A 20,805-nucleotide genomic window follows, 5' to 3' on the forward strand; every position below is an offset into this window, starting at 1 on the left:
TTCCCCCGTCCACGTATTGCCCTGCCGGTGCGCGCACACGATGCGCAGCATCGGTGTCCACGTCAGGATTCGGCGCGCTGCCGGTGTACGCTCAGCGCCCGGCGTGAACCTGGCAGATGACGGACGGGATGGCGGCGCGAAGCAGGTTCCCTTTAGCGTTTTTGTCTTATAGATACCGAGGAATACATGAGTGCAATCGTAGATATCATCGGGCGCGAAGTGCTGGACTCGCGCGGCAATCCGACGGTCGAGTGCGACGTGCTGCTGGAGTCGGGTGTGATGGGCCGCGCGGCAGTGCCGTCGGGCGCGTCGACCGGTTCGCGTGAAGCGATCGAATTGCGTGATGGCGACAAGGAACGTTACCTTGGCAAGGGTGTGCAAAAGGCGGTCGAGCACATCAACACCGAAATTTCCGAAGCGATCATGGGCCTGGATGCTGCCGAACAGGCCTTCCTGGACAAGACCCTGATCGAACTCGACGGCACCGACAACAAGTCGCGCCTCGGTGCGAACGCGATGCTGGCCGTGTCGATGGCTGTCGCCAAGGCCGCTGCCGAAGAAGCCGGCCTGCCGCTGTACCGCTATTTTGGCGGTTCGGGCGCAATGCAAATGCCGGTGCCGATGATGAACATCGTCAACGGCGGCGCACACGCCAACAACAGCCTGGACATCCAGGAATTCATGGTGATGCCGGTCGGTCAGTCGAGCTTCCGTGAAGCGCTGCGCTGCGGCGCCGAAATCTTCCATGCGCTCAAGAAGCTGATCGCCGACAAGGGCATGAGCACGGCGGTGGGCGACGAAGGCGGCTTCGCACCGAACTTCGCCTCGAACGAGGAATGCCTGACCACCATCCAGCAAGCCGTGGAAAACGCCGGCTACCGCCTGGGCGATGACGTGCTGCTGGCGCTGGACTGCGCGTCGACCGAGTTCTTCAAGAACGGCAAGTACGAACTGGCTGGTGAAGGCCTGTCGCTGACCTCGGAAGAGTTCGCCGATTACCTCGCCAATCTGTGCGACAAGTTCCCGATCGTCTCGATCGAAGACGGCATGTCGGAAGACGACTGGGCCGGCTGGAAGATCCTGACGGACAAGCTGGGCAAGAAGGTGCAGCTGGTCGGCGACGACCTGTTCGTGACCAACACGAAGATCCTCAAGCAAGGCATCGAGCAGGGCGTGGCCAACTCGATCCTGATCAAGATCAACCAGATCGGCACGCTCACGGAAACGTTCGCTGCCATCGAGATGGCCAAGCGCGCCGGTTACACGGCAGTCGTGTCGCATCGTTCGGGCGAAACCGAAGATTCGACGATCGCCGATATCGCCGTGGGCACGAACGCCGGTCAGATCAAGACCGGTTCGCTCTCGCGTAGCGATCGTATCGCCAAATACAATCAGCTCCTGCGCATTGAAGAGGATCTCGGCGATATCGCTTCGTATCCGGGCAAGGAAACGTTCTACAATCTGCGCTAATTCCGTTTCCCCGGGAAGTGAAGTGAGATCCTGATTTCGATCCGATCGGGCTTCCCGGAATTCTTGCCAGGCGAAAGCATGCGAATGGTGACCTTGGTGCTGGTGCTGCTCTTGGTAGTCATCCAGTATCCGCTCTGGTTCGGCCACGGTGGTTGGTTGTACGTGCACGAACTGCGCGACGAGCTGAGCGCCGAACAGCAGAAAAACGAGCAGTTGAAGGAACGTAACGATCGTCTTGCCGGCGAAGTGCAGGATTTGCAGGACGGCACGGCAGCGATCGAAGAGCGTGCTCGTTTCGAGCTGGGCATGGTCAAGGACGGCGAGGTGTTCGTTCAGTTCGTAGGGGCCGATGGCGCCAGCGCACCGCAAGGGGCGTCCGGCGCCGATGTACCCCTCGTCTCGTCGACCGAGCCCGCTCACAAAACGGTAGCGGCCACGCCACCACCGCCCCCGTCGCAGACGAAGGGCAAGGAGCGCTCGGGGCATAAGGCTCAGCATCACTGATCGCTGTGTGCCGACGTTGGCAATCACGCGAATCAATGCAGTAGAACGCAAAAGGCGCTCCTACGGGAGCGCCTTTTGCATTGTCTCGAACGGTCGGCTTCAGTCTGAAGCGACCTGTGTCAATCCCATGGGGCCATGACTGACGTCATTCGTCAGAAACCGACGCTAACGCCAACCGCCGATCGCGGACCGTACCAGCCAGGGCCGTACCATCCTGGCCCATACCAGCCGGGACCACCCCATCCGCCGTAGAAGTATGCGTTGCTGTTGTAGCTGCGAATGGCGTCGTCAAGCGCGCGCTGAACGCGCTCACGCTCGATGGTGCTTTCCTGTTCGTCGTAGATGCTCTGGTTCAGGCGTGTCAGCGCCTGCTTCTGCGCATCTGTCATCGCTGGCGTAGGCGCCGCGTCGCCGGCGGATGGCAAACGCGCGGCGGGCGCGTCCGGGGGCGGCAGTTGCAGTTGTGCACAACCGGCGGCCAACGTCAGCACGAGCAGACCGAGTGCGCCCGCGGTCGAACGAATGACGCAACGACGTCGCCGTTGCGACGGCACGGCGGAACAGTTGGGGGCAGCGAGTCGGGGCATGGCGCAATAACCCATGGATTGACGGCGGTTCGGTCCGTCGCTGGGCCGACGGTTTGTCTCACGCCGATTGACGTCTGAGATTCACTGGCACGCCGGTCGTTCCACGCGCCAGTGTTTTTCCGTCGCTCGATATCAATGCTGCCCGGCCGGTGCCACGTGAGGCGACTCGGTGAACAGTTGTGCCGCGTCCACCTTGTCGAACTGGTAAGTCTGACGGCAGAACTCGCACGCGACCTCCACGTTCGGGCGTTCGTCGAACACGCTCATGACTTCCGCTTCTCCGAGCGTCCGGAGCATATTGGCGACGCGCTCGCGCGAACAGGTGCAACGGAACGCCGTCGGCTGCGGGTCGAACACGCGTACCGTCTCTTCCCAGAACAGCCGATGCAGCATGGTTTCACGGTCCGTGCTCAGCATTTCGTCGCGTTTGAGCGTGTTGCCCAACTGGCAGACGCGATTCCAGGTGTCTTCGTCCTCTTCCGGGGCGTGCTCCGCGCCGCTTCCCGCCGTGCCGCCATATCCCGGCAGCTTTTGCAGCAGGATACCGACCGCGTGGTTCTCGTCCGACGCCAGCCACAGCCGGGTATCGAGCTGTTCCGAGTGATGCATGTAGTGTTCGAGCACCGAGGCCATGTCCGGGAGCGGGCCATGTTCGTCGGAGAGCGGCACCACGCCCTGGTACGGCTGCTGGCCGGGTTGCTTCACGCGCGGATCGAGCGTGATCGCGAAATGGGCGCGTCCATGCACGTTGACCAGCGACTTGAGCGAGCTGTCCTCGGGGATGTCGCCGCTGTACTTTGCCGTCGCGCGCATGGTGAGATCGGCATTGCATTCGACGACCGCCATCGTGACGGGGCCATCGCCATGCAGTTGCAAGACGAGCGCGCCGTCGAATTTGACGTTGGCAGTGAGCAGTGCGGCCGCGGCCATCATCTCGCCGAGCAAATGGCGGACGGCTGCCGGGTACTCGTGACGCTCCAGCACCGCGCGCCAGGTGGCGTCGAGGCTGACGTATTCCCCGCGCACGGGGGCGGCGTCGAACATGAATTTCTGAAGTTGGTCGGACACGGTCGAATTCCTGAAAAATGCGGCAACGGCGGGTGGTGTGACAGACGGTCCGAGACGCCAAACGAGTCACGAGAAACGGCAATGGTGCAAAAAACGCACAGGATTTCCGTCATTCGCTCGTTTGCGCGAGCCTTGCTTTCACACGAGCCGAGTTATGGCGCGTCAATGGTTCACTATCTGGGGGCGCATGCCGCATTTTCAACACGCCGGCGGTGAAGGCCCGCGCACCCGACTGCCAGCGCGCGCCGCCACCGCCCGCGCGCTCAGCCGATACGCACCAGTTGTTCCTTGAACACCTGCCGCCGTGTGGCGTAGACGTCGGCGTTACGTTTGAGGTTCGCGACTTCCTCGTCCGTCAATTCGCGCACGACCTTGGCGGGCACGCCGAGGATCAGGGAGCGGTCCGGAAACGTCTTGCGCTCGGTAACGAGTGCACCGGCACCCACGAGGCTGTCGCGGCCGATGACGGCGCCGTTGAGCAGCACGGCCTGGATGCCGATCAGCGAGTTCTCTCCGACCGTGCAGCCATGCAGCATGGCCTGATGGCCGATGCTGACGCCTTCGGCCAGTGTCAGCGGATAGCCGGGGTCGGCATGCAGTACGGCGCCTTCCTGCACGTTGGTCGCCTTACCGATCCGGATCGGTTCGTTGTCGCCGCGAATCGCCACCCCGGGCCACACGCTGCTGTTCTCGGCAAGCACAACCTCGCCGATGATGGTGGCAGTGTCGGCCACGAAAGCACTCTCGTGGATCTGCGGGGTCTTGTCTCCAAGTTTATAGATCGGCATAGCGGCTTCGGTTCGCGGTTAAAATCGACGAAACCGCTATTGTAACGTCATGGCCGATTTCACTACCGCTCCCGGCACGCAATTCGGGCGTGATGTCTGTAACGATGTCCGCATCGATGTCCGGAATGCCCGTCCCGGCGAATCCCCTCCCTTTGCCGACGAACAGGCTGCCGCCGATTGCGCGCGCGAACGCGCATTGGAACTGTTGCGCTGCCGCGATCCCTATGAGAAAGCCGCAGGCGTCACCGCGCTGCGTGAGCGGGTGCGCCAGGAGGCCGCACGTTGGTATCCGACGCGCCGGTTTGCGCTCGCCAATGCCGCAACGACTGCTTCGGCATCGGACCCCGCTCACGGCGATCCGGAACTTGACGCAGGGATTCCGGGACGCCCCGCGCTGCCGCGACTGGTCTCGCCGCGCGAACTGAAGCAGCGTGCAGTGACGAGCGTCGAGGGACGCGCGGCGTTGCTGCACGCACTCGCCCATATCGAGTTCAACGCCATCAATCTCGCTCTCGATGCGCTTTGGCGCTTCGACGACCTGCCCGTCGAGTATTACGAGGACTGGCTCGGGGTGGCGGCCGAGGAGGCATATCACTTCTCGTTGCTTAGCGCGCATTTGAAGACGCTGGGCGACGAATACGTCTACGGTTGTTTTCCCGCGCACGACGGCCTATGGGACATGGCGCGGCGCACCTCGGGTGACTGGCTGGCGCGTCTGGCGCTCGTGCCTCGCACGCTGGAGGCCCGTGGGCTCGATGCCAGCCCGCCGATCCGGGCGAAGCTCTCCAGTGCCGGCGACAAGGCCGGGGCGGCAATTCTCGACATCATCCTGCGAGACGAAATCGGCCACGTGGCCATCGGCAACCGCTGGTATCGCTGGGGCTGCGAGCGCGCGGGCCTCGAACCGGTGCAGACTTATGCGCGGTTGGCCGCGCAGTACGGGGCGCCGCGCCTGCGCGGGCCGTTCAACCTCTCGGCGCGACGTGCCGCCGGCTTCGATGACGACGAACTGGCGGCGCTGCAGGCCGGGGAGTGACGAACGAACGGCGACATTGCAAGGCGCGCCGTCACCTCGTTGTTCCCTCGTCGTGGTCCTGTCGTAATGCGTCGCGATCTCGTCGTGGTGTCGTAACCGCCTTTTTCGGTTGATTCACCCGTTGACGTTGATTCGACGTGGTGCCGGTTTTTGACCTCGCTTACGTGCCATCGACGTCCGCCGATATACTCGACGTTCCTCAATCGTTCAGATATTCATTGTCTGCCGGCATCATGATCGACTCCCGATCCGAGTTTCTGACAGTGCGCGGCCTGCGCCACCACGTCCGTCAATGGGGCACGCCCGGGGCGCCCAAGCTGTTTGCGTTGCATGGCTGGATGGACGTGTCGGCCTCGTTCCAGTTCGTGGCGCAAACGCTCGCGCAGCGCTGGCATGTGCTGGCCCCGGACTGGCGGGGATTCGGCCTCACCGACTGGCCGGTCGCAGAAGGGCGTGCCGGCAGCTACTGGTTCCCCGATTACCTTGCCGATCTCGATGCCTTGCTCGATGTCTATGCCGAGCCGGGGGAGGCCGTCAACCTGATCGGTCACAGCATGGGCGGCAATGTCGCCTGTCTGTATGCCGGGGTGCGCCCGGCGCGCGTGCGGCGTCTCGTGAATCTGGAGGGCTTCGGCCTGCCGCCGTCCGCGCCCACCGCGGCGATTCGTCAGCTCAGCCGCTGGCTCGACGACGTGCAGACGATGCCGACGCTGCGCCCGTATGCATCGATCGACGACGTGGCGGCGCGCTTGCGCAAGACGAATCCGCGCCTCACGCCGGAGCGCGCAGGCTGGTTGTCGCATCGCTGGGCGCGGCAGACGCCCGACGGCATGTGGCATCTGCTCGCGGATCCGGCGCACAAAATCGCGAACCCTTATCCCTATCGTCTCGACGAAGCGATGGCGGTGTGGGGCAACGTGAGTGCGCCGGTGCTGAACGTGGAGGCGACCGACTCCGACGTGCTGCGCCATTTCGCCGGGACGCAGGGCAGGGGAGCCTTCCGCGAACGGTTTGAGGCCTTTCCGAATCTGACCGAAGCCTTCGTCGAAGATGCCGGCCACATGTTGCATCACGACCAACCGGAAGCCGTCGCTCGCCTGATCGAGGATTTTTGCCGCAAATAGTCCCGCGCACGCGGGACAGGCGGGGAGACCGGCGCGGAAGTGACGTGCGCCGTCTTGCCGTGGCTGGAAGGCGCGACGACGATGGCGTGGATGGCAGCGACCGGGCAACTCGCGTCGCGTGCACTTGAGCGGTAGAATGGGGCTGTCATTATCCAGTCATACGCCGGTGTCTCGTGGCCGCCAATCTGCGGCGATCGCAGCGCATGCAGCGGCTTTGTCACCCCGGCGGATCAACATGCTCAACGCGGATCTTCATTGTCATTCCAAGGTGTCGGACGGCACGCTGACGCCCTCCGAAGTGGCGCAGGTCGCCTTCGAGGCCGGCGTCGACCTGTGGGCGCTGACGGACCACGACGAGATCGGCGGGCAGCGCGAAGCGCGCGCGGCGGCCGAAGCACTCGGCATGCGCTACGTGAGCGGTGTCGAGATCTCCATTACCTGGGCAAACCGTACGGTGCACATCGTCGGTCTGAACATCAACCCGGACAATCCCACGCTCATCGATGGCCTTGCCGCAACGCGCGGCGGCCGTGCCGCCCGGGCGCAATTGATGAGCGACCAGCTGGCCGCCGCCGGTATCCCCGGCGCTTACGAGGGCGCGCTGCGCTTCGTCGGCAATCCCGATCTGATTTCGCGCACGCATTTCGCACGATTCCTGGTGGAAATCGGCAAGTGTGCGTCGGTCTCCGACGTGTTCGCGAAGTACCTGTCGGAGGGCCGTCCGGGTTACGTGCCTCATCGCTGGGCAACGCTCCAGGACGCCGTGCAATGGATTCGGGGGGCGGGTGGCATCGCCGTCGTGGCTCACCCCGGACGTTACAAATTCACGCCGCTCGAATTCGGTGCGCTGTTCGATCAGTTTCGCGATCTGGGTGGCGAGGCCATCGAGGTGATCACCGGCAGTCACACGCCGGAACAATATCGCGAGTATGCCGATGTCGCGCGTCAGTATGGTTTTCTGGCCTCGCGCGGCTCGGATTTCCATGGACCGACCGAGAGCCGCGCGCTGCTCGGCAAACTGCCTGCGCTGCCCGGCGATCTCACCCCGGTCTGGAGCCGCTGGCAGTAACCTTCCGACAAAATGTCGCAATTCTTCCAGATCCACCCGGAAAATCCTCAGTCGCGTCTCATCAAGCAAGCCGCTCAGATCATCGACAAGGGCGGCATCGTTGCGTTGCCGACCGATTCGAGCTACGCGATCGCGTGTCACATCGACGACAAGCAGGCCGTCGATCGTTTGCGCCGCATTCGCGGTCTCGACGAGAAGCAGATGCTCTCGCTGCTGGTGCGCGACCTGTCCGAACTGGCCGAGTTCGCCATCGTCGACAACCGGCAATACCGGTTGATCAAGGCGACCACGCCCGGGCCCTACGTCTTTATTCTCGAGGCGACCAAGGAAGTGCCGCGTCGTCTTTCCCATCCTTCGCGAAAGACCATCGGCCTGCGCGTGCCCGAGCACGCCATTACGCTGGCTTTGCTGGAGGAGTTGGGGCAACCGCTGCTTGCCACCACGCTGATTCTGCCGAACGAAACGGAGCCACTCAACGATCCGGAGGAGATCCGCGAGCGACTGGAAAAGCAACTGGATCTGGTCATCGACGGCGGGGCCTGTCCGAAAGAGCCGTCCACGGTAGTCGATCTGACGGTGACGCCGCCGGAGGTGCTGCGTCGCGGACGCGGGCCGCTGGCGCCGTTCGGTCTGTCCTGAGGGGCGGGCGTCTCGAACTTTGTAAGGCCGGGTAATACTGGCGTGCAGGTCCGCTTGTTACAATAGCCGGCTATGAATGCAGACCTGATCCAGACCATTGCGGTCTACGCGCTCCCTGTCCTCTTCGCGATTACGTTGCATGAGGCCGCGCATGGCTATGTCGCGAAGCACTTCGGCGACCCCACGGCATTTCTCATGGGGCGCGTCACGCTCAATCCGCTCAAGCACATCGACCCGATCGGCACGATTGTCGTGCCGCTGGCGCTTTATTTCATGACGAGCGGCGCGTTCCTGTTCGGCTACGCCAAGCCGGTGCCGGTAGCGTTCGGCAGTCTGCGCAATCCGCGTGTCGATACGATCTGGGTGGCGCTGGCCGGACCGCTCTGCAACTTCGTGCAGGCGATTCTCTGGGTGCTGCTCGGCCTCGGGCTGCAGCTCGCGGGCGTTCGGGAGCCATTCTTCATGATGATGGCGCAGGCGGGACTCGTGGTGAACCTCGTGATGTGCATGTTCAATCTGTTTCCCGTGCCGCCGCTCGATGGCGGGCGCGTGCTCGTATCGCTGCTGCCGGCGCGCGCGGCCTACGCGCTCTCGCGCGTCGAGCCCTATGGCTTCTTCATTGTGATGGCGCTGGTGGTCAGCGGTGTGCTCGGTCGAGTGTGGCTGTGGCCGCTGATTCAGTGGGGGCGTGATGTGATCAAGTGGATGCTCACCCCGCTGCTCTCGCTGGTTTCCTGACGTTTTTGCAGACTGATAACTAGACCATGTACCCCGAACGCGTTTTCTCCGGCATGCGACCGACCGGTCGTCTGCACCTCGGCCATTATCACGGTGTGCTCAAGAACTGGATTCAACTCCAGGCCGAGTATCCCTGCTACTTCTGCGTGGTCGACTGGCATGCGCTCACGACGCACTACGAGACGCCGGACGTCATCGAACAGAACGTATGGGACGTGCTGATCGATTGGCTCGCCGCCGGGATCGATCCGAATCAGGCGACCCTCTTCATCCAGAGCAAGGTGCCCGAGCATGCCGAACTGGCGTTGCTCATCGGCATGAGCACCCCCCTGGGCTGGCTCGAACGCGTGCCCACGTACAAGGAGCAGATCGAGAAGCTCAAGGAAAAGGATCTGTCGACGTACGGTTTCCTCGGTTACCCGGTGCTGATGGCGGCGGATATCCTGCTGTACCGCGCGCTGCATGTGCCCGTAGGTGAAGATCAGGTGCCGCACGTGGAAATGACGCGCGAAATCGCGCGCCGTTTCAACTATCTCTATGGCCGTGAAGCGGGCTTCGAAGACAAGGCGCTCGCGGCGGCGCGCAAGCTCGGCGGCAAGCGCTCGAAGCTCTATCTCGAACTGCGCAACGCCTATCAGGAGAAGGGGGACGACGAGGCGCTCGAACAGGCACGTGCCATGCTCTCCGAGTCGCAATCGTTGTCGATGGGCGATCGCGAACGTCTGTTCGGCTACCTCGAAGGCGCGCGCAAGCTGATTCTCGTGGAACCGCAGGCGTTGCTCACGCCCGCCTCGCGCATGCCGGGTCTCGACGGACAGAAGATGTCGAAGTCCTACAACAACACCATCGGTCTGCGCGAAGACGCCGAGTCGATCACGAAGAAAGTGCGCACGATGCCGACCGATCCGGCGCGCGTGCGCCGCACCGATGCGGGCGACCCGGACAAGTGCCCGGTCTGGCAACTGCATCAGGTCTACAGCGACGACGACACGCGCGACTGGGTCGAGAAGGGATGCCGCAGCGCCGGCATCGGTTGTCTCGAGTGCAAGCAGCCGGTCATCGAAGGCATTCTGCGCGAGCAGCAGCCGATGCTCGAGCGTGCGCAAAAGTACATGGACGATCCGTCGCTGCTGCGTGCGATCGTGGCCGACGGCTGCGAGAAAGCGCGCAAGTCGGCGCAGGAAATCATGCGCGACGTGCGTGAGGCCATGGGACTTCAGTATTCATGACGCAAGCCGTTGCCGCTCCCGCGTTGCACGGTACCGGCGCACCGTCGCCGTGGCTGGTGCGCTGGGCGCATCTCATTGCGCCGGGCGCACGCGTGCTCGATGTGGCGTGCGGTCAGGGGCGTCACACGCGATGGTTGGCCGAGCGCGGTGCTCACGTCACCGCCATCGATCGGGATGCGGCGGCGCTTGCCACGATGTCAAGGCTCGCGAACGTCACCACGCTGGCCGCCGACCTGGAGGGGGCGCCGTGGCCATTGCCGGCGCGCTCGACGTTCGATGCGGTCATCGTCACAAATTACCTGCACCGTCCCCTGTTTGCGCCCATCGTGGCGAGCGTTGCCCCGGGCGGGGTTCTGATTTACGAAACCTTCGCGCAAGGAAACGAAAAGTACGGCAAACCGTCGAACCCCATGTTTCTGCTGGCGCCGGGCGAGTTGCTCGACATCGCGCGCGAGGCGGGGATGCGAGTCGCGGGTTTCGAGGATGTCACGATGCCGGCGCCGCGCGCGGCGTGCGTGCAACGGCTATGTGCCACACGTGCGGCGACCCCCGGGGAAAACCCCGGCCCTGCGGCGCTGTACGAGGCGACAGCGTAATCCGCTACAATCCACCCTTATCGCTGAATTGTTCGATCAAACATGACTACCCAAACTCCGATTCAAGGCAGTATCGTCGCGATTGTCACGCCGATGAAAGAGGACGGCAGCCTTGACCGTGAAGCACTGCGCAACCTGATCAACTGGCACGTCGACGAAGGCACGGACGGTATCGTCATCGTGGGCACGTCGGGCGAATCGCCGACGGTCAACGTCGAAGAGCACTGCGAGCTCATCGAAATCGCCGTCAAGCAAACGGCGGAAGCCGGTCAGTCGCGCGGCCGCAAGGTGCACGTGATCGCCGGCACCGGCGGCAACTCCACGGCGGAAGCCATCGAGTTGACGAAGCACGCGAAGAAGGTGGGCGCTGATGCTTCGTTGCAAGTCGTTCCCTATTACAACAAGCCGACGCAGGAAGGCCAGTACCAGCACTTCCGCGCCATTGCGGAAGCCGGTGAGCTTCCGGTCATCCTCTATAATGTGCCCGGCCGTACGGTGGCGGACGCGAGCAACGAAACGCTGCTGCGTCTGGCGCAAGTGCCGGGCATCATCGGCGTGAAAGACGCTACGGGTAATCTGGATCGCGGTATCGACCTGATCCGGCGCGCCCCGAAGAGCTTCGCCGTGTATAGCGGCGACGACCTGACTGCCGTTGCGCTCATGCTCATGGGCGGTCGGGGTAATATCTCGGTCACCGCCAACGTGGCACCGCGTGCGATGCACGATCTGTGCGCGGCTGCGTTGGCCGGCGATGTGGCCAAGGCACGTGAACTGCAGTTCCAGTTGTTCGACCTGCACCGTGCCATGTTCGTCGAAGCCAATCCGATCCCCGTGAAATGGGCGCTGCAAAAGATGGGCATGATCGCGTCGGGCATTCGCCTGCCGCTCACGCCGCTGGCGCAGCCGTATCAGGACACGGTGCTCCAAGCCCTCAAGTCGGCCAACATCGCCGTTGTCTAAGCTGTCGTTCAGGCACCCGGGTTCGATTGCCCACCCATTTTTTTGCGACTCATGAAACGAATCGTCAGTAATTCCGTAGCTCGTCCCGTGCTGGCATGGGCCGCTATTGCCTCGTTGGCCCTCATCGCCGGGTGTAGCTCGCTTTCGAGCGCCTTGTCGTCCGACAAGGTCGACTACAAGAGCTCGAAGACCGGCCCCTCGCTCGACGTTCCGCCGGATCTGACCAACGTTCAGGCCGCTGACCGCAAGTACGTGACACCGGGCGGTACCGCCACGCTGTCGAACTACGAGACCCAGCAAAAGGTCGTGGCTGCCAACCCCACGGATAATGTGCTGCCGAGCGTGCCGGGCATGAAGGTCGTGCGCGATGGTAACGAGCGTTGGCTCGTGATCCAGAAGCCGGCTGGCGACCTGTGGCCGACGCTGCGTGAGTTCTGGCAAGAAAATGGCTTCGTGCTGACGATCGACTCGGCCGACACGGGCGTGATGGAGACGGACTGGGCGGAGAACCGCGCCAAGCTGAACCAGGACATCATTCGCGATCTGCTGGGCAAGGTGCTCGACGGTCTGTACTCGACGGGGGAACGTGATCGCTTCCGCACCCGGGTCGAGCGCGATCCGAATGGCGGTACCGACATTTACATCACGCACCGTCGTATGGTCGAAGTGTTCACGAACTCGCAGAAGGACACGACCAAGTGGGAGCCGGCGCCGAACGATCCGGGTCTCGAGGCCATCATGCTGACCAAGCTGATGCAGCGCTTCGGGGCGCAGGCCGATCAAGCCAAGGCGCAGGTCGAGAACGCCAAGGCGGGTGGTCCGACGAGTCAGGTGGTGAGAACGGCTGATGCGTCGTACCTCGACATCAACGAGCCGTTCGACCGCGCTTGGCGTCGTGTCGGCGTGGCGCTCGACCGCGGCAACTTCACCGTGGACGATCGCGACCGTGCCAAGGGTCTGTATTTCGTGAGCTACGTCGATCCGGCCTCGCTCGCGAAGGACAATGGTTTCTTCTACAGCCTCTTCCACGCCAAGGAAGTGCAGGACCAGAAGAAGGCGAAGAAGTACAGCGTCAATGTGCAGGGTCGTGGTGACAACCAGACGCGTGTCCAGGTGCTCGACGACAAGGGTAACGTCGACAACTCGCAGATCGCTCAAACGATCATCAGCGTGATCGGCAACCAGCTCCGTTAAGGCGGCGCGTGCGGTTCGCCAGTTTAGGCAGCGGCAGCGAAGGTAACGCCCTGCTGGTGGAGGCGTCGGAAGGCGTCTCCACGACACGTATCCTCCTCGATTGCGGATTCTCCATGCGAGAGGTCGAGCGGCGCCTGGCGGCGCGCTCGGTCGACGTGGCATCGCTCGATGCCATTGTCATCACGCATGAGCATGCCGACCACATCGGCAGTGCGCTTTCCCTCACTCGCAAGTACCGCATCCCGCTCATCATGAGTTGGGGGACGGGGCAGGCCGTCAAGGTCGGCGATACGCTCAAGGCCGACGATAAAGCAGCGCTCGTGCGTTGGTGTCGTTCGGACGAGCGATTGGCTGTCGGTGCCATCGAACTCCATCCGTACACGGTGCCGCACGACGCGCGCGAGCCTCTGCAATTCGTGTTCTCGGATGGCGCACGCCGTCTCGGCGTGCTCACGGACGCCGGCTGTCCGACAACGCATCTGATCGGAACGCTCGGCGGTTGCGATTCGCTGGTGCTCGAATGCAATCACGATCGCGAGATGCTGGCCAACAGCAAGTATCCTCCGTCGCTCAAGGCGCGCATTGGGGGCACGTACGGCCATCTCGCCAACGATGCGGCTGCCGAGATTCTCGGAGCGGTCGACCGAGCCAAACTCCAGCGAGTGATCTGTGCGCATCTGAGCGAGCAGAACAACACGCCGGAACTGGCCATGGCGGCCATGGCGGCGGTGATCGGTTCGCAGGCGACGGAGATTCTTGTAGCGACGCAGGCGGGCGGGTTTGACTGGCTGATGTGCTGATGTGCTGATTGGCACGTGCGGGCTATGTGCTGGTGAGGCGGGACGTATCAGGCTCGGGCTGCGGGCAACATGAATCGTACAGACGTAAAAAAGCCGGTCGAAAGACCGGCTTTTTTTGCTCAACTGCCTCGCGGCAGCGAGAGCTTACTTGCTGGCAGCAGCGTCAGCAGCCGAAGCAACGGCGTCAGCAGCAGCACCAGCAGCCGAAGCGGCCGTGTCAGCGGCAGCACCGGCAGCCGAAGCAGCCGAATCAGCAGCAGCGCCAGCAGCCGAAGCGGCGTCCGAAGCAGCCGTAGCAGCCGAAGCGGCAGCGTCAGCAGCCGGAGCAGCGGCTTCTTCCTTCTTGCCGCAGGCGGTCAGGGCGATAGCCAACAACGAAGCGACGAGGAGAGACTTCTTCATGATCACGTCCTTTTATGGTAGAAGACAAGCGAATAAATATTAGTTACGGTAATACGCTCTTGCCAGCGCAAAGCCGATTGCGAGACATTGGCAATTGAGGATTACCCTTGGTCATGCAAGCTGCTTGGCGAGAAATTATATTGGGTTTTCCCCAACGCGTCACGTCAATCTCGCGCATTTACCCCGCTTTTTTCCTTACGGCGCGCAACTTTCGCACGGGCTTCGAGTCAGGTCCGAACTCCAACCATCCCGAAGCGTACCAATCGTACAGAATTTCAACGATTTCTTGGTCTTTTTGCCCGAAATTCGCACATTCCTCGCCTTTCAGCTCGCGTCTGTCTGCCAGCAGCCGCAACGTCGAGCGCGCACTGACGGGGACTTCCAGCGGTTCACCGTTGACGTAGTATCGGTTGCGTCGATACAACAAGTGTGTCTTCGCCGACAGCGCGAGCCCTCGCGAAGATGCTTCGTGTGCGAAACGAGTTGTCGAAAGCGGCTTCTCGGGTGGGTCGAAAAACACATGCGACTTTGGCTCGCTCAGCCAACGACCGAGAAAATCCTCCACCTCTTTCCGCCCCCAACGTACGCGTTCGAGCTGCGACACGAGCGTGTCGATCATGCCCTCGGGCAGCGCGGCGGGATGTTTGACGGCCGGCTGATCCGGGTCGGCGTATCGCCCAGCGAAATGGCGCGCAAATGGCAGTTCGGCGGCGTTTTCCGCGAGGTAGTACAGGAAGTTCTGAAGCATCTCCTGTTCGAGCGGCGCGCGAAACCCGATGGAGTACGTCATGCATTCGCCTTCGGCGACCCCATCGTGCGCGTAACCCGGCGGCAGATACAACATGTCGCCGGGCTCCAGCACCCACTCCTGCTCCGCTTCGAAATGCTCGAGAATGCGCAGCGGCACGTTCTCCTGCCATGTCGTGTCGCGTTGCGCTCCGATGCGCCAGCGGCGTTTGCCGTGCGCTTGCAGCAAGAATACGTCGTACGAATCGAGATGCGGGCCGACACCGCCACCGTCCGTCGCGTAGCTGATCATCACGTCATCGAGACGCGCGTCGGGAATAAAGCGAAACTGTTGCATGAGGGCGTCGACAGCAGGTGCGTGGAGATTCACGCCTTGCACGAGGAGCGTCCATTGCTTGCGCGTGAGCGCAGGCAGGTCCTCGACTTCGAACGGGCCGTGTTCCAGTTGCCAGCGCTTGCGGGTCTGGCTGATGAGGCGCGATTCGACATCGTCCTGCGCGGCAAGGGCAAACAATGCGTCGCGCGAAAGCGGTGCGGTAAAGCCGGGAATGGCTTGCCGGATGAGCAGGGGCCGCTTGTGCCAGTAGCGCTTCATGAACGCGTCTGGCGTGAGGTCGCCCAACAGGGCGAGAGGGTGGCGAGATGTCGTCATGCGTGACCGGTGTAATCCATACAGCCGCGGCCGGGGCGCTGTCATACGGCTGCGCGTATAATGCGGGCTGTTTTTCGGAGAGTTTGATGAAGATCGAAAAGAATACCGTCGTCTCGGTGACTTACAAGTTGTCGGACGCTCAGGGCAACCTGATCGAAGAAAGCGGCGCCGAGCCGATGGTTTATCTGCACGGCGGCTATGATGGCACGTTCCCCAAAATCGAGGAAGCGCTCGATGGTCAGGACGTCGGCTTTGAAACCCAATTGCAACTGGAGCCGACGGACGCCTTCGGCGACTACGATTCCGAACTGATCAAGATCGAGGAGCGTGGCCGTTTCCCGGAGCCGCTCGAAGTCGGCATGCAGTTCGAAGGCACGCCGGAAGACGGCGATGAAGAGTCCGACACGCTGATCTACACGGTGACGGACGTTGCCGACGACAAGGTCGTCCTCGACGGCAACCACCCGCTCGCGGGAATGGCACTGCGCTTCGAGTTGAAGGTGACCGACGTGCGTCAGGCGACCGAAGAAGAAATCGAGCACCAGCATGCCCATGGTGCATCCGGTCTCGAAATTGTCGACGAAGACGAGGACGACGCGCCCACGCTGCATTAATGGCGAATTGCTGCGTCGCGATCGGATGACATGATCGCGCAGGGGCGAGACACGTCACGCGCAGCAATGCAGGGCAGTACCGAACGCCGGACAGGCGCATCGTGGAAAAGCGGTGCGCCTGTCCGGCGTTCGCATTTTTGCGGTGGGCCGCAGCAGCGTGCAGCGAGATGAAGGTGGCCGGGTGTGACGTGTAGCGCTCAGTGATCGGTGAGTGGTCGCTCAGCTGTGGCTCAGTGGTCATCAGGCGCGCTGCGTGATGAGGCGTTCGATGAGGCGTTCGATGAGGCGTTCGGCAGCCGCATCGGCCCGATCGGCGTTACCCCCTGGTTCGGATTCGAGCTGGCGACGCTCGCATTGGCCGCAGGCGCTGTGGTGCCGTTGGCAGGAAGCAGGGCGCTTTCGAAGCGGAAGAGCTGCGGGGTTCGTGGATCGACCGTCACGCGAATCCATCGGTTGATGGTCGGCGATCCGTAGGTGGTGAGCTGCGTGAACGACTTGATCGGCGTGCCGTGCGCATCGCGCAAAGGCTGCACGTGGCGCATCGTCTTGCCTGCATCGACGAGCAGAATCGGTGCCTTGAAGCGTGACGCCAGTCGCTGCAACTGGGTGCGGAAATCCTTGTAGCCGTCCACGCCGCGACGCCCGTTGCGATCCGAGAAAATGCCCCCCATTCCGCTGCTACGCGCCGGCTCGAACTCGGGATCCGCCTGCGCAACGATGACCATGCCGATGGCCTCTTTCTGCTGGGCGTACACGAGTGCATGTTGCAGCCAGACACGCGTGGCTATCACGCGATCCTCGAATTCGCCGTTACGTCCCCCCGCCGAGCGGTAATTATTGTTGTTGCCAGGAAGATTGACGCCGACGAAGACCACGCCGCGATAGAACCAGCGCACATTCTCGTGATACTGGCGAAAGCGCGCCATATCGCTTTGGCGTGTCAGGTCGAACTGCGCGAAGCCGACGGGGCCCGGGCCAAGCAGTGCGTCGTCATCGAACGCGTGATCGCGTAGAAAATCGAGACGCTCTACCGGGTTGTAGCCACCTTCCGACACCCGCTCGCAATCGGCCCAGTCATTCGCGCCGGGCACGAAAATCAGCGGTTTGGGTGAGCTGGCGAGCAGGCTCAGCCGCTGCGTAATGAGGTCGTCGCGGCACGACTCGGTCGCGCTCTTCAGATTGCCCGCGTGGATGACGAACGCCGCCTGGCTGTCGCCGATGCCCGCCAGCACATTGCGGGTGACGGGGACCTCGGCGTTGCCGAAGGGCGTATTTCCCAACACCGCAAATTCGAACGCCGGCGGTTTGGCGGGGGCTTTGGGTTGTGCCTTGGCGGAGGCTTTCGCCGGTGTCCTGGCGCTCACTGGCGACGCGGATGTCGAGAGCAGGACGGTCGTCAGCGCGAGCGTCACGAGGCACACGGCCGTGAGGCCATGGCCGTTTCGACGGCATGCGCGCAGACGACGCTGACCTGGCATGGCGTGCTTAATCGCGCGTACGGCCGTTCAACAGACCGCGCAGCTCATAGAGCAGCTCCAGCGCGTCGCGCGGGCGCAAGTCGTCCGGATCGATTTCGGCCAGTCGTGCCAGCGTTGCTTCCGCGGCGGGATCGAGCGCCGTTGCCGCCGACAGGCTGTTGCCATTGATCGCGTGAGACGTATCGGCATCGCCCGAGCGTCCGATCCCGTCGATGTCAATGTCGGTGTCCGGCACCGCGCGCGGCGCGAACAAGTCGAGTTGCGGCGCGGCGGGATCGAGCGCCTGTTGTTCGAGCAGGGCGAGATGTTTGCGCGCCGCCCGGATCACTGGCATCGGCACGCCCGCGAGCTGCGCGACCTGCAAGCCGTAACTCTGACTGGCGGGCCCGTCCTGCACCGCGTGCAGGAACACGATCCCCTCACCGTGCTCCACGGCCGAGAGGTGGACATTCGCGCATTGCGGGAACTCGTCGGGCAATTGCGTGAGTTCGAAGTAGTGCGTGGCGAACAGCGTGTAGCAACGATTGTGGCCGAGCAGATGACGCGCGATGGCCCAGGCGAGCGCGAGACCGTCGAAGGTCGATGTGCCGCGTCCGATCTCGTCCATCAGCACGAGACTCTGGTCGGTCGCGGTATGTAGGATCGCGGCCGATTCGGTCATCTCCACCATGAACGTCGAGCGCCCGCCCGCAAGGTCGTCCGATGCCCCGATACGCGTGAAAATGGCGTCCAGTGGCCCGAGTCGCACGGATTCGGCAGGCACGTAGCAACCGACATACGCGAGCAGCGCGATGAGCGCGGTCTGGCGCATGAACGTCGACTTACCGCCCATGTTCGGGCCGGTGATGAGCAGCAAGCGGCGCACGTCGCCAAGCGAGCAGTCGTTTGCAATGAAGCGCTCTACCTGTTGTTCGACGACCGGATGGCGTCCCTGACGAATGTCGACCACACGGTCCTGCACCAGCTCCGGCTTCACCCAGCCGAGCGTCTCTGCGCGCTCCGCAAGCGACGCGAGCACGTCGAGCTGTGCGAGCGCCTGCGCAATGCGCTTGAACTCGGTGATGTGCGGCAGCAGCGCTTGCAGCAGTGCGTCGTACAGCATCTTTTCGCGCGCGAGCGAACGTTCCTGTGCCGACAGCGCCTTGTCCTCGAACGTCTTCAGTTCCGGCGTGATGTAGCGCTCGGCATTCTTTAGCGTCTGGCGGCGGCGATAGTCGTCGGGCACCTTGTCCGTCTGCCCGCGCGTGACTTCGATGTAAAAGCCGTGCACCTTGTTGAACTCGACGCGCAGGTTGTTGATGCCGGTGCGCGCCCGTTCACGCGCCTCCAGATCGACGAGAAACTGGCCGCAGTTCTCCGAGATGTCGCGAAGCTCGTCGAGATCGGCATCGTGCCCGCGGGCGATGACACCCCCGTCGCGCAGCATGGCGGCCGGTTCTTCGGCGATGGCGCTGGTGAGGAGCGCCAGCGCGTCGTCGGGGATCGCGAGGTCTTCATGCAGCATGGCCAACAACGGCGAGCGGGCTTCGACTGCGCGCAGCGTCGTGTGCAGTTCGGGCAGACGGCGCAGCGCGTCGCGCAGACTCGACAAGTCGCGCGGACGCGCGGTAAGCAGCGCCAGACGTGCGGTAATGCGCTCCACGTCGGCCACGTGGCGCAGTTCGCTATTCAGTGCACGCCACGTGCCGGGGCCTTCGAGCAGCGTCGCGATCGCCAGTTGTCGCGACTGCGGCACTTGCTGGTCGCGCATGGGGTGATGCAGCCAATGACGCATCAGGCGGCTGCCCATCGTCGTGCCGCATGTGTCGAGCAGCGACAGTAACGTGGGCGACTCGGTGCCGCGCAGCGTCTCGGTAAGCTCCAGATTGCGCCGTGTGGCGGCGTCCAGACCAATATAGGCCGCTTCCCGCTCCACGTTCAGACTTTGCACATGGCGCAGCGATTGTCCCTGCGTTGCGGCTGCGTACTGGAGCACGGCGCCGGCCGCCCCAAGCGCCGGGTCGAGTCCGTCGCAACCGAAGGCGGTGAGGCTGGCCACGCCGAGTTGATCGCGCAGGCGTTGCGTGCCGGCAGCGGTGTCGAAGTGCCAGTCGGGCACGCGCGTGGTAGTGCCGAGCGAGAAGCCGCCGAAGGCTTCCGCGGCACTGTCGGGGACCAGCGTTTCGGCCGGACGGATGCGCTCCAGTTCACGCGGCAACTTGTCGGCGGCGACTTCCATCAGACGCAACTCACCGCTCGCGAGCGAGAGCCACGCCAGACCGGCCACGCGCTCGCTCGCGCGTCGTGCGGCAGGCATCTGCACGGCAAGCAGATATTGATCGACCTTGTCGCTGAGCAGCGCCGCGTCGGTGAGGGTGCCGGGGGTGACGATACGAACGACCTTGCGCTCGACCGGCCCCTTGGATGTGGCCGGATCGCCGATCTGCTCGCAGATGGCGACGGATTCGCCGAGTTTGACCAGCTTGCCAAGGTACTGCTCGACGGCGTGGTGCGGCACACCCGCCATGCGAATGGGCTGGCCGCCGGACTGGCCGCGCGCGGTCAGCGTCAGGTCGAGCAGACGCGCGGCTTTGGCAGCATCGTCGTGGAAGAGCTCGTAGAAGTCTCCCATTCGATAGAACACGAGCATGTTGGGATGCTCGGCCTTGATGCGCGTGTACTGCTGCATCATCGGTGTCATGGCTGGTGTGGCAGGCGCGGCTGGCGTGGCTGCGGGTGGGGCCGATGCTGCGGGGGCGGTTGTCGCTTGGGTCGTCATGAATGAATTCGGTCGGGCATATCGGGGCACGATGGGCTCGCGATGTCGGTCGCGATGCGGGTCACGATGAGCGCCGGCATCACGACGCTCACGTCCGCCTGGCGCCTGTCGCGGTGGGCGCTGCGAGCCGGGGAGCGACGCGCGCATGGCCCTCGTCGATCCTGTCGGTTCGCACCATCGTGGCGCGTTGGATGCGCAATTTTACGACGGGTTCGGCATGCGCCGTTATCGAATACTCGACGATCGCTCTCGACTTTGCCGGTGAGGGCGGGTGAGGCCGCTGCACGACGGCATCGAGTTTTTCTCAAGTTTCCCGAAAATGTGCCGTTTCGGGTGGTAAGCTCTCGCAAAA

20 protein-coding genes are annotated in these 20,805 nt (G+C 63.3%); 13 read left to right on the top strand and 7 right to left on the bottom strand.

Going from position 1 to position 20,805, the window contains the following annotated elements; all coding sequences use genetic code 11:
• Window positions 1-186 precede the first annotated feature (186 nt).
• Both eno and ftsB read left to right on the top strand, forming a co-directional pair.
• The gene (eno, locus tag PCA31118_RS14055) at window positions 187-1,470 is read left to right on the top strand and encodes a phosphopyruvate hydratase (RefSeq protein WP_150625807.1); all 1,284 of its coding nucleotides are present in this window, start codon (window positions 187-189) and stop codon (window positions 1,468-1,470) included.
• A 78-nt stretch (window positions 1,471-1,548) separates the two neighbouring features.
• Window positions 1,549-1,974: a cell division protein FtsB gene (gene ftsB, locus PCA31118_RS14060; protein WP_150625808.1), complete on the top strand. Its 426-nt coding sequence runs from the start codon at window positions 1,549-1,551 to the stop codon at window positions 1,972-1,974.
• A 152-nt stretch (window positions 1,975-2,126) separates the two neighbouring features.
• On the opposite strand, the gene PCA31118_RS14065 is transcribed toward ftsB, so the two are convergent.
• The 3 genes from PCA31118_RS14065 to PCA31118_RS14075 form a co-directional block, all read right to left on the bottom strand.
• Window positions 2,127-2,561: a hypothetical protein gene (locus tag PCA31118_RS14065; RefSeq protein ID WP_150625809.1), complete on the bottom strand. Its 435-nt coding sequence runs from the start codon at window positions 2,559-2,561 to the stop codon at window positions 2,127-2,129.
• 132 nt (window positions 2,562-2,693) lie between these two features.
• Complete coding sequence (hslO, locus tag PCA31118_RS14070) at window positions 2,694-3,629, bottom strand: Hsp33 family molecular chaperone HslO (protein ID WP_150625810.1); 936 nt, start codon at window positions 3,627-3,629, stop codon at window positions 2,694-2,696.
• A gap of 263 nt (window positions 3,630-3,892) precedes the next feature.
• Window positions 3,893-4,417 (bottom strand): gamma carbonic anhydrase family protein, encoded by a 525-nt coding sequence (locus PCA31118_RS14075; protein ID WP_150625811.1) that lies wholly within the window; start codon window positions 4,415-4,417, stop codon window positions 3,893-3,895.
• A gap of 49 nt (window positions 4,418-4,466) precedes the next feature.
• Here PCA31118_RS14075 and PCA31118_RS14080 point away from each other — a divergent pair, with 49 nt between their 5' ends.
• From PCA31118_RS14080 to PCA31118_RS14125, 10 genes are all read left to right on the top strand, one after another.
• On the top strand, window positions 4,467-5,453 hold the full coding sequence (locus PCA31118_RS14080) for a ferritin-like domain-containing protein (RefSeq protein WP_150625812.1): 987 nt from the start codon (window positions 4,467-4,469) through the stop codon (window positions 5,451-5,453).
• A gap of 233 nt (window positions 5,454-5,686) precedes the next feature.
• Window positions 5,687-6,577: an alpha/beta fold hydrolase gene (locus PCA31118_RS14085; RefSeq protein WP_150625813.1), complete on the top strand. Its 891-nt coding sequence runs from the start codon at window positions 5,687-5,689 to the stop codon at window positions 6,575-6,577.
• A gap of 235 nt (window positions 6,578-6,812) precedes the next feature.
• Window positions 6,813-7,646, top strand: a complete 834-nt coding sequence (locus PCA31118_RS14090; protein WP_150625814.1) for a 3',5'-nucleoside bisphosphate phosphatase — start codon at window positions 6,813-6,815, stop codon at window positions 7,644-7,646.
• A 12-nt stretch (window positions 7,647-7,658) separates the two neighbouring features.
• On the top strand, window positions 7,659-8,285 hold the full coding sequence (locus PCA31118_RS14095; protein WP_150625815.1) for an L-threonylcarbamoyladenylate synthase: 627 nt from the start codon (window positions 7,659-7,661) through the stop codon (window positions 8,283-8,285).
• 72 nt (window positions 8,286-8,357) lie between these two features.
• Window positions 8,358-9,023 carry a site-2 protease family protein gene (locus tag PCA31118_RS14100; protein WP_150625816.1) on the top strand — a complete coding sequence of 222 codons (666 nt, stop codon included), beginning with the start codon at window positions 8,358-8,360 and terminating at the stop codon, window positions 9,021-9,023.
• Between the two features lie 26 nt (window positions 9,024-9,049).
• Window positions 9,050-10,252 (top strand): tryptophan--tRNA ligase, encoded by a 1,203-nt coding sequence (locus PCA31118_RS14105; RefSeq protein WP_150625817.1) that lies wholly within the window; start codon window positions 9,050-9,052, stop codon window positions 10,250-10,252.
• Window positions 10,249-10,848, top strand: coding sequence for a class I SAM-dependent methyltransferase (locus PCA31118_RS14110; protein ID WP_150625818.1), 600 nt, complete (start codon window positions 10,249-10,251; stop codon window positions 10,846-10,848). The genes PCA31118_RS14105 and PCA31118_RS14110 overlap by 4 nt, the downstream gene beginning before the upstream one ends.
• Before the next feature lie 42 nt (window positions 10,849-10,890).
• A complete protein-coding gene (gene dapA / locus PCA31118_RS14115) occupies window positions 10,891-11,808 on the top strand; it encodes a 4-hydroxy-tetrahydrodipicolinate synthase (protein ID WP_150625819.1) in 918 nt (305 codons plus the stop codon).
• A 51-nt stretch (window positions 11,809-11,859) separates the two neighbouring features.
• On the top strand, window positions 11,860-13,002 hold the full coding sequence (gene bamC, locus PCA31118_RS14120; protein ID WP_150625820.1) for an outer membrane protein assembly factor BamC: 1,143 nt from the start codon (window positions 11,860-11,862) through the stop codon (window positions 13,000-13,002).
• A gap of 8 nt (window positions 13,003-13,010) precedes the next feature.
• Entirely contained in the window at window positions 13,011-13,802 is a 792-nt protein-coding gene (locus tag PCA31118_RS14125) for an MBL fold metallo-hydrolase (RefSeq protein ID WP_150625821.1), read from the top strand.
• A 144-nt stretch (window positions 13,803-13,946) separates the two neighbouring features.
• On the opposite strand, the gene PCA31118_RS27050 is transcribed toward PCA31118_RS14125, so the two are convergent.
• Both PCA31118_RS27050 and PCA31118_RS14135 read right to left on the bottom strand, forming a co-directional pair.
• On the bottom strand, window positions 13,947-14,204 hold the full coding sequence (locus PCA31118_RS27050) for a hypothetical protein (RefSeq protein WP_072617452.1): 258 nt from the start codon (window positions 14,202-14,204) through the stop codon (window positions 13,947-13,949).
• A 178-nt stretch (window positions 14,205-14,382) separates the two neighbouring features.
• The gene (locus PCA31118_RS14135; protein WP_150625822.1) at window positions 14,383-15,603 is read right to left on the bottom strand and encodes a cupin domain-containing protein; all 1,221 of its coding nucleotides are present in this window, start codon (window positions 15,601-15,603) and stop codon (window positions 14,383-14,385) included.
• Window positions 15,604-15,689: 86 nt separating this feature from the next.
• On the opposite strand from PCA31118_RS14135, the gene PCA31118_RS14140 reads away from it, so the two are divergent.
• A complete protein-coding gene (locus tag PCA31118_RS14140) occupies window positions 15,690-16,217 on the top strand; it encodes an FKBP-type peptidyl-prolyl cis-trans isomerase (RefSeq protein ID WP_044455290.1) in 528 nt (175 codons plus the stop codon).
• 230 nt (window positions 16,218-16,447) lie between these two features.
• Here PCA31118_RS14140 and PCA31118_RS14145 read toward each other — a convergent pair whose 3' ends face one another.
• Window positions 16,448-17,695: a hypothetical protein gene (locus PCA31118_RS14145; protein ID WP_150625823.1), complete on the bottom strand. Its 1,248-nt coding sequence runs from the start codon at window positions 17,693-17,695 to the stop codon at window positions 16,448-16,450.
• A gap of 7 nt (window positions 17,696-17,702) precedes the next feature.
• Entirely contained in the window at window positions 17,703-20,453 is a 2,751-nt protein-coding gene (gene mutS / locus PCA31118_RS14150) for a DNA mismatch repair protein MutS (RefSeq protein WP_425495359.1), read from the bottom strand.
• Between the last annotated feature and the right edge of the window lie 352 nt (window positions 20,454-20,805).

Origin of the sequence: Pandoraea captiosa (assembly GCF_902459775.1) — a bacterium.
In the GTDB taxonomy this organism is placed as follows: Bacteria; Pseudomonadota; Gammaproteobacteria; order Burkholderiales; family Burkholderiaceae; genus Pandoraea; species Pandoraea captiosa.

What these genes read in the sequence shown, in the direction of transcription:
- PCA31118_RS14075 (WP_150625811.1), bottom strand. Translation starts at nt 4,417, where the DNA reads ATGCCGATCTATAAACTTGGAGACAAGACCCCGCAGATCCACGAGAGT.
- PCA31118_RS14110 (WP_150625818.1), top strand. Translation starts at nt 10,249, where the DNA reads ATGACGCAAGCCGTTGCCGCTCCCGCGTTGCACGGTACCGGCGCACCG.
- PCA31118_RS14135 (WP_150625822.1), bottom strand. Translation starts at nt 15,603, where the DNA reads ATGACGACATCTCGCCACCCTCTCGCCCTGTTGGGCGACCTCACGCCA.
- PCA31118_RS14090 (WP_150625814.1), top strand. Translation starts at nt 6,813, where the DNA reads ATGCTCAACGCGGATCTTCATTGTCATTCCAAGGTGTCGGACGGCACG.
- PCA31118_RS14145 (WP_150625823.1), bottom strand. Translation starts at nt 17,695, where the DNA reads ATGCCAGGTCAGCGTCGTCTGCGCGCATGCCGTCGAAACGGCCATGGC.
- PCA31118_RS14085 (WP_150625813.1), top strand. Translation starts at nt 5,687, where the DNA reads ATGATCGACTCCCGATCCGAGTTTCTGACAGTGCGCGGCCTGCGCCAC.
- PCA31118_RS14065 (WP_150625809.1), bottom strand. Translation starts at nt 2,561, where the DNA reads ATGCCCCGACTCGCTGCCCCCAACTGTTCCGCCGTGCCGTCGCAACGG.
- dapA (WP_150625819.1), top strand. Translation starts at nt 10,891, where the DNA reads ATGACTACCCAAACTCCGATTCAAGGCAGTATCGTCGCGATTGTCACG.
- ftsB (WP_150625808.1), top strand. Translation starts at nt 1,549, where the DNA reads ATGCGAATGGTGACCTTGGTGCTGGTGCTGCTCTTGGTAGTCATCCAG.
- PCA31118_RS14140 (WP_044455290.1), top strand. Translation starts at nt 15,690, where the DNA reads ATGAAGATCGAAAAGAATACCGTCGTCTCGGTGACTTACAAGTTGTCG.
- PCA31118_RS14105 (WP_150625817.1), top strand. Translation starts at nt 9,050, where the DNA reads ATGTACCCCGAACGCGTTTTCTCCGGCATGCGACCGACCGGTCGTCTG.
- PCA31118_RS14100 (WP_150625816.1), top strand. Translation starts at nt 8,358, where the DNA reads ATGAATGCAGACCTGATCCAGACCATTGCGGTCTACGCGCTCCCTGTC.
- PCA31118_RS14095 (WP_150625815.1), top strand. Translation starts at nt 7,659, where the DNA reads ATGTCGCAATTCTTCCAGATCCACCCGGAAAATCCTCAGTCGCGTCTC.
- bamC (WP_150625820.1), top strand. Translation starts at nt 11,860, where the DNA reads ATGAAACGAATCGTCAGTAATTCCGTAGCTCGTCCCGTGCTGGCATGG.
- mutS (WP_425495359.1), bottom strand. Translation starts at nt 20,453, where the DNA reads ATGACGACCCAAGCGACAACCGCCCCCGCAGCATCGGCCCCACCCGCA.
- PCA31118_RS27050 (WP_072617452.1), bottom strand. Translation starts at nt 14,204, where the DNA reads ATGAAGAAGTCTCTCCTCGTCGCTTCGTTGTTGGCTATCGCCCTGACC.
- PCA31118_RS14080 (WP_150625812.1), top strand. Translation starts at nt 4,467, where the DNA reads ATGGCCGATTTCACTACCGCTCCCGGCACGCAATTCGGGCGTGATGTC.
- eno (WP_150625807.1), top strand. Translation starts at nt 187, where the DNA reads ATGAGTGCAATCGTAGATATCATCGGGCGCGAAGTGCTGGACTCGCGC.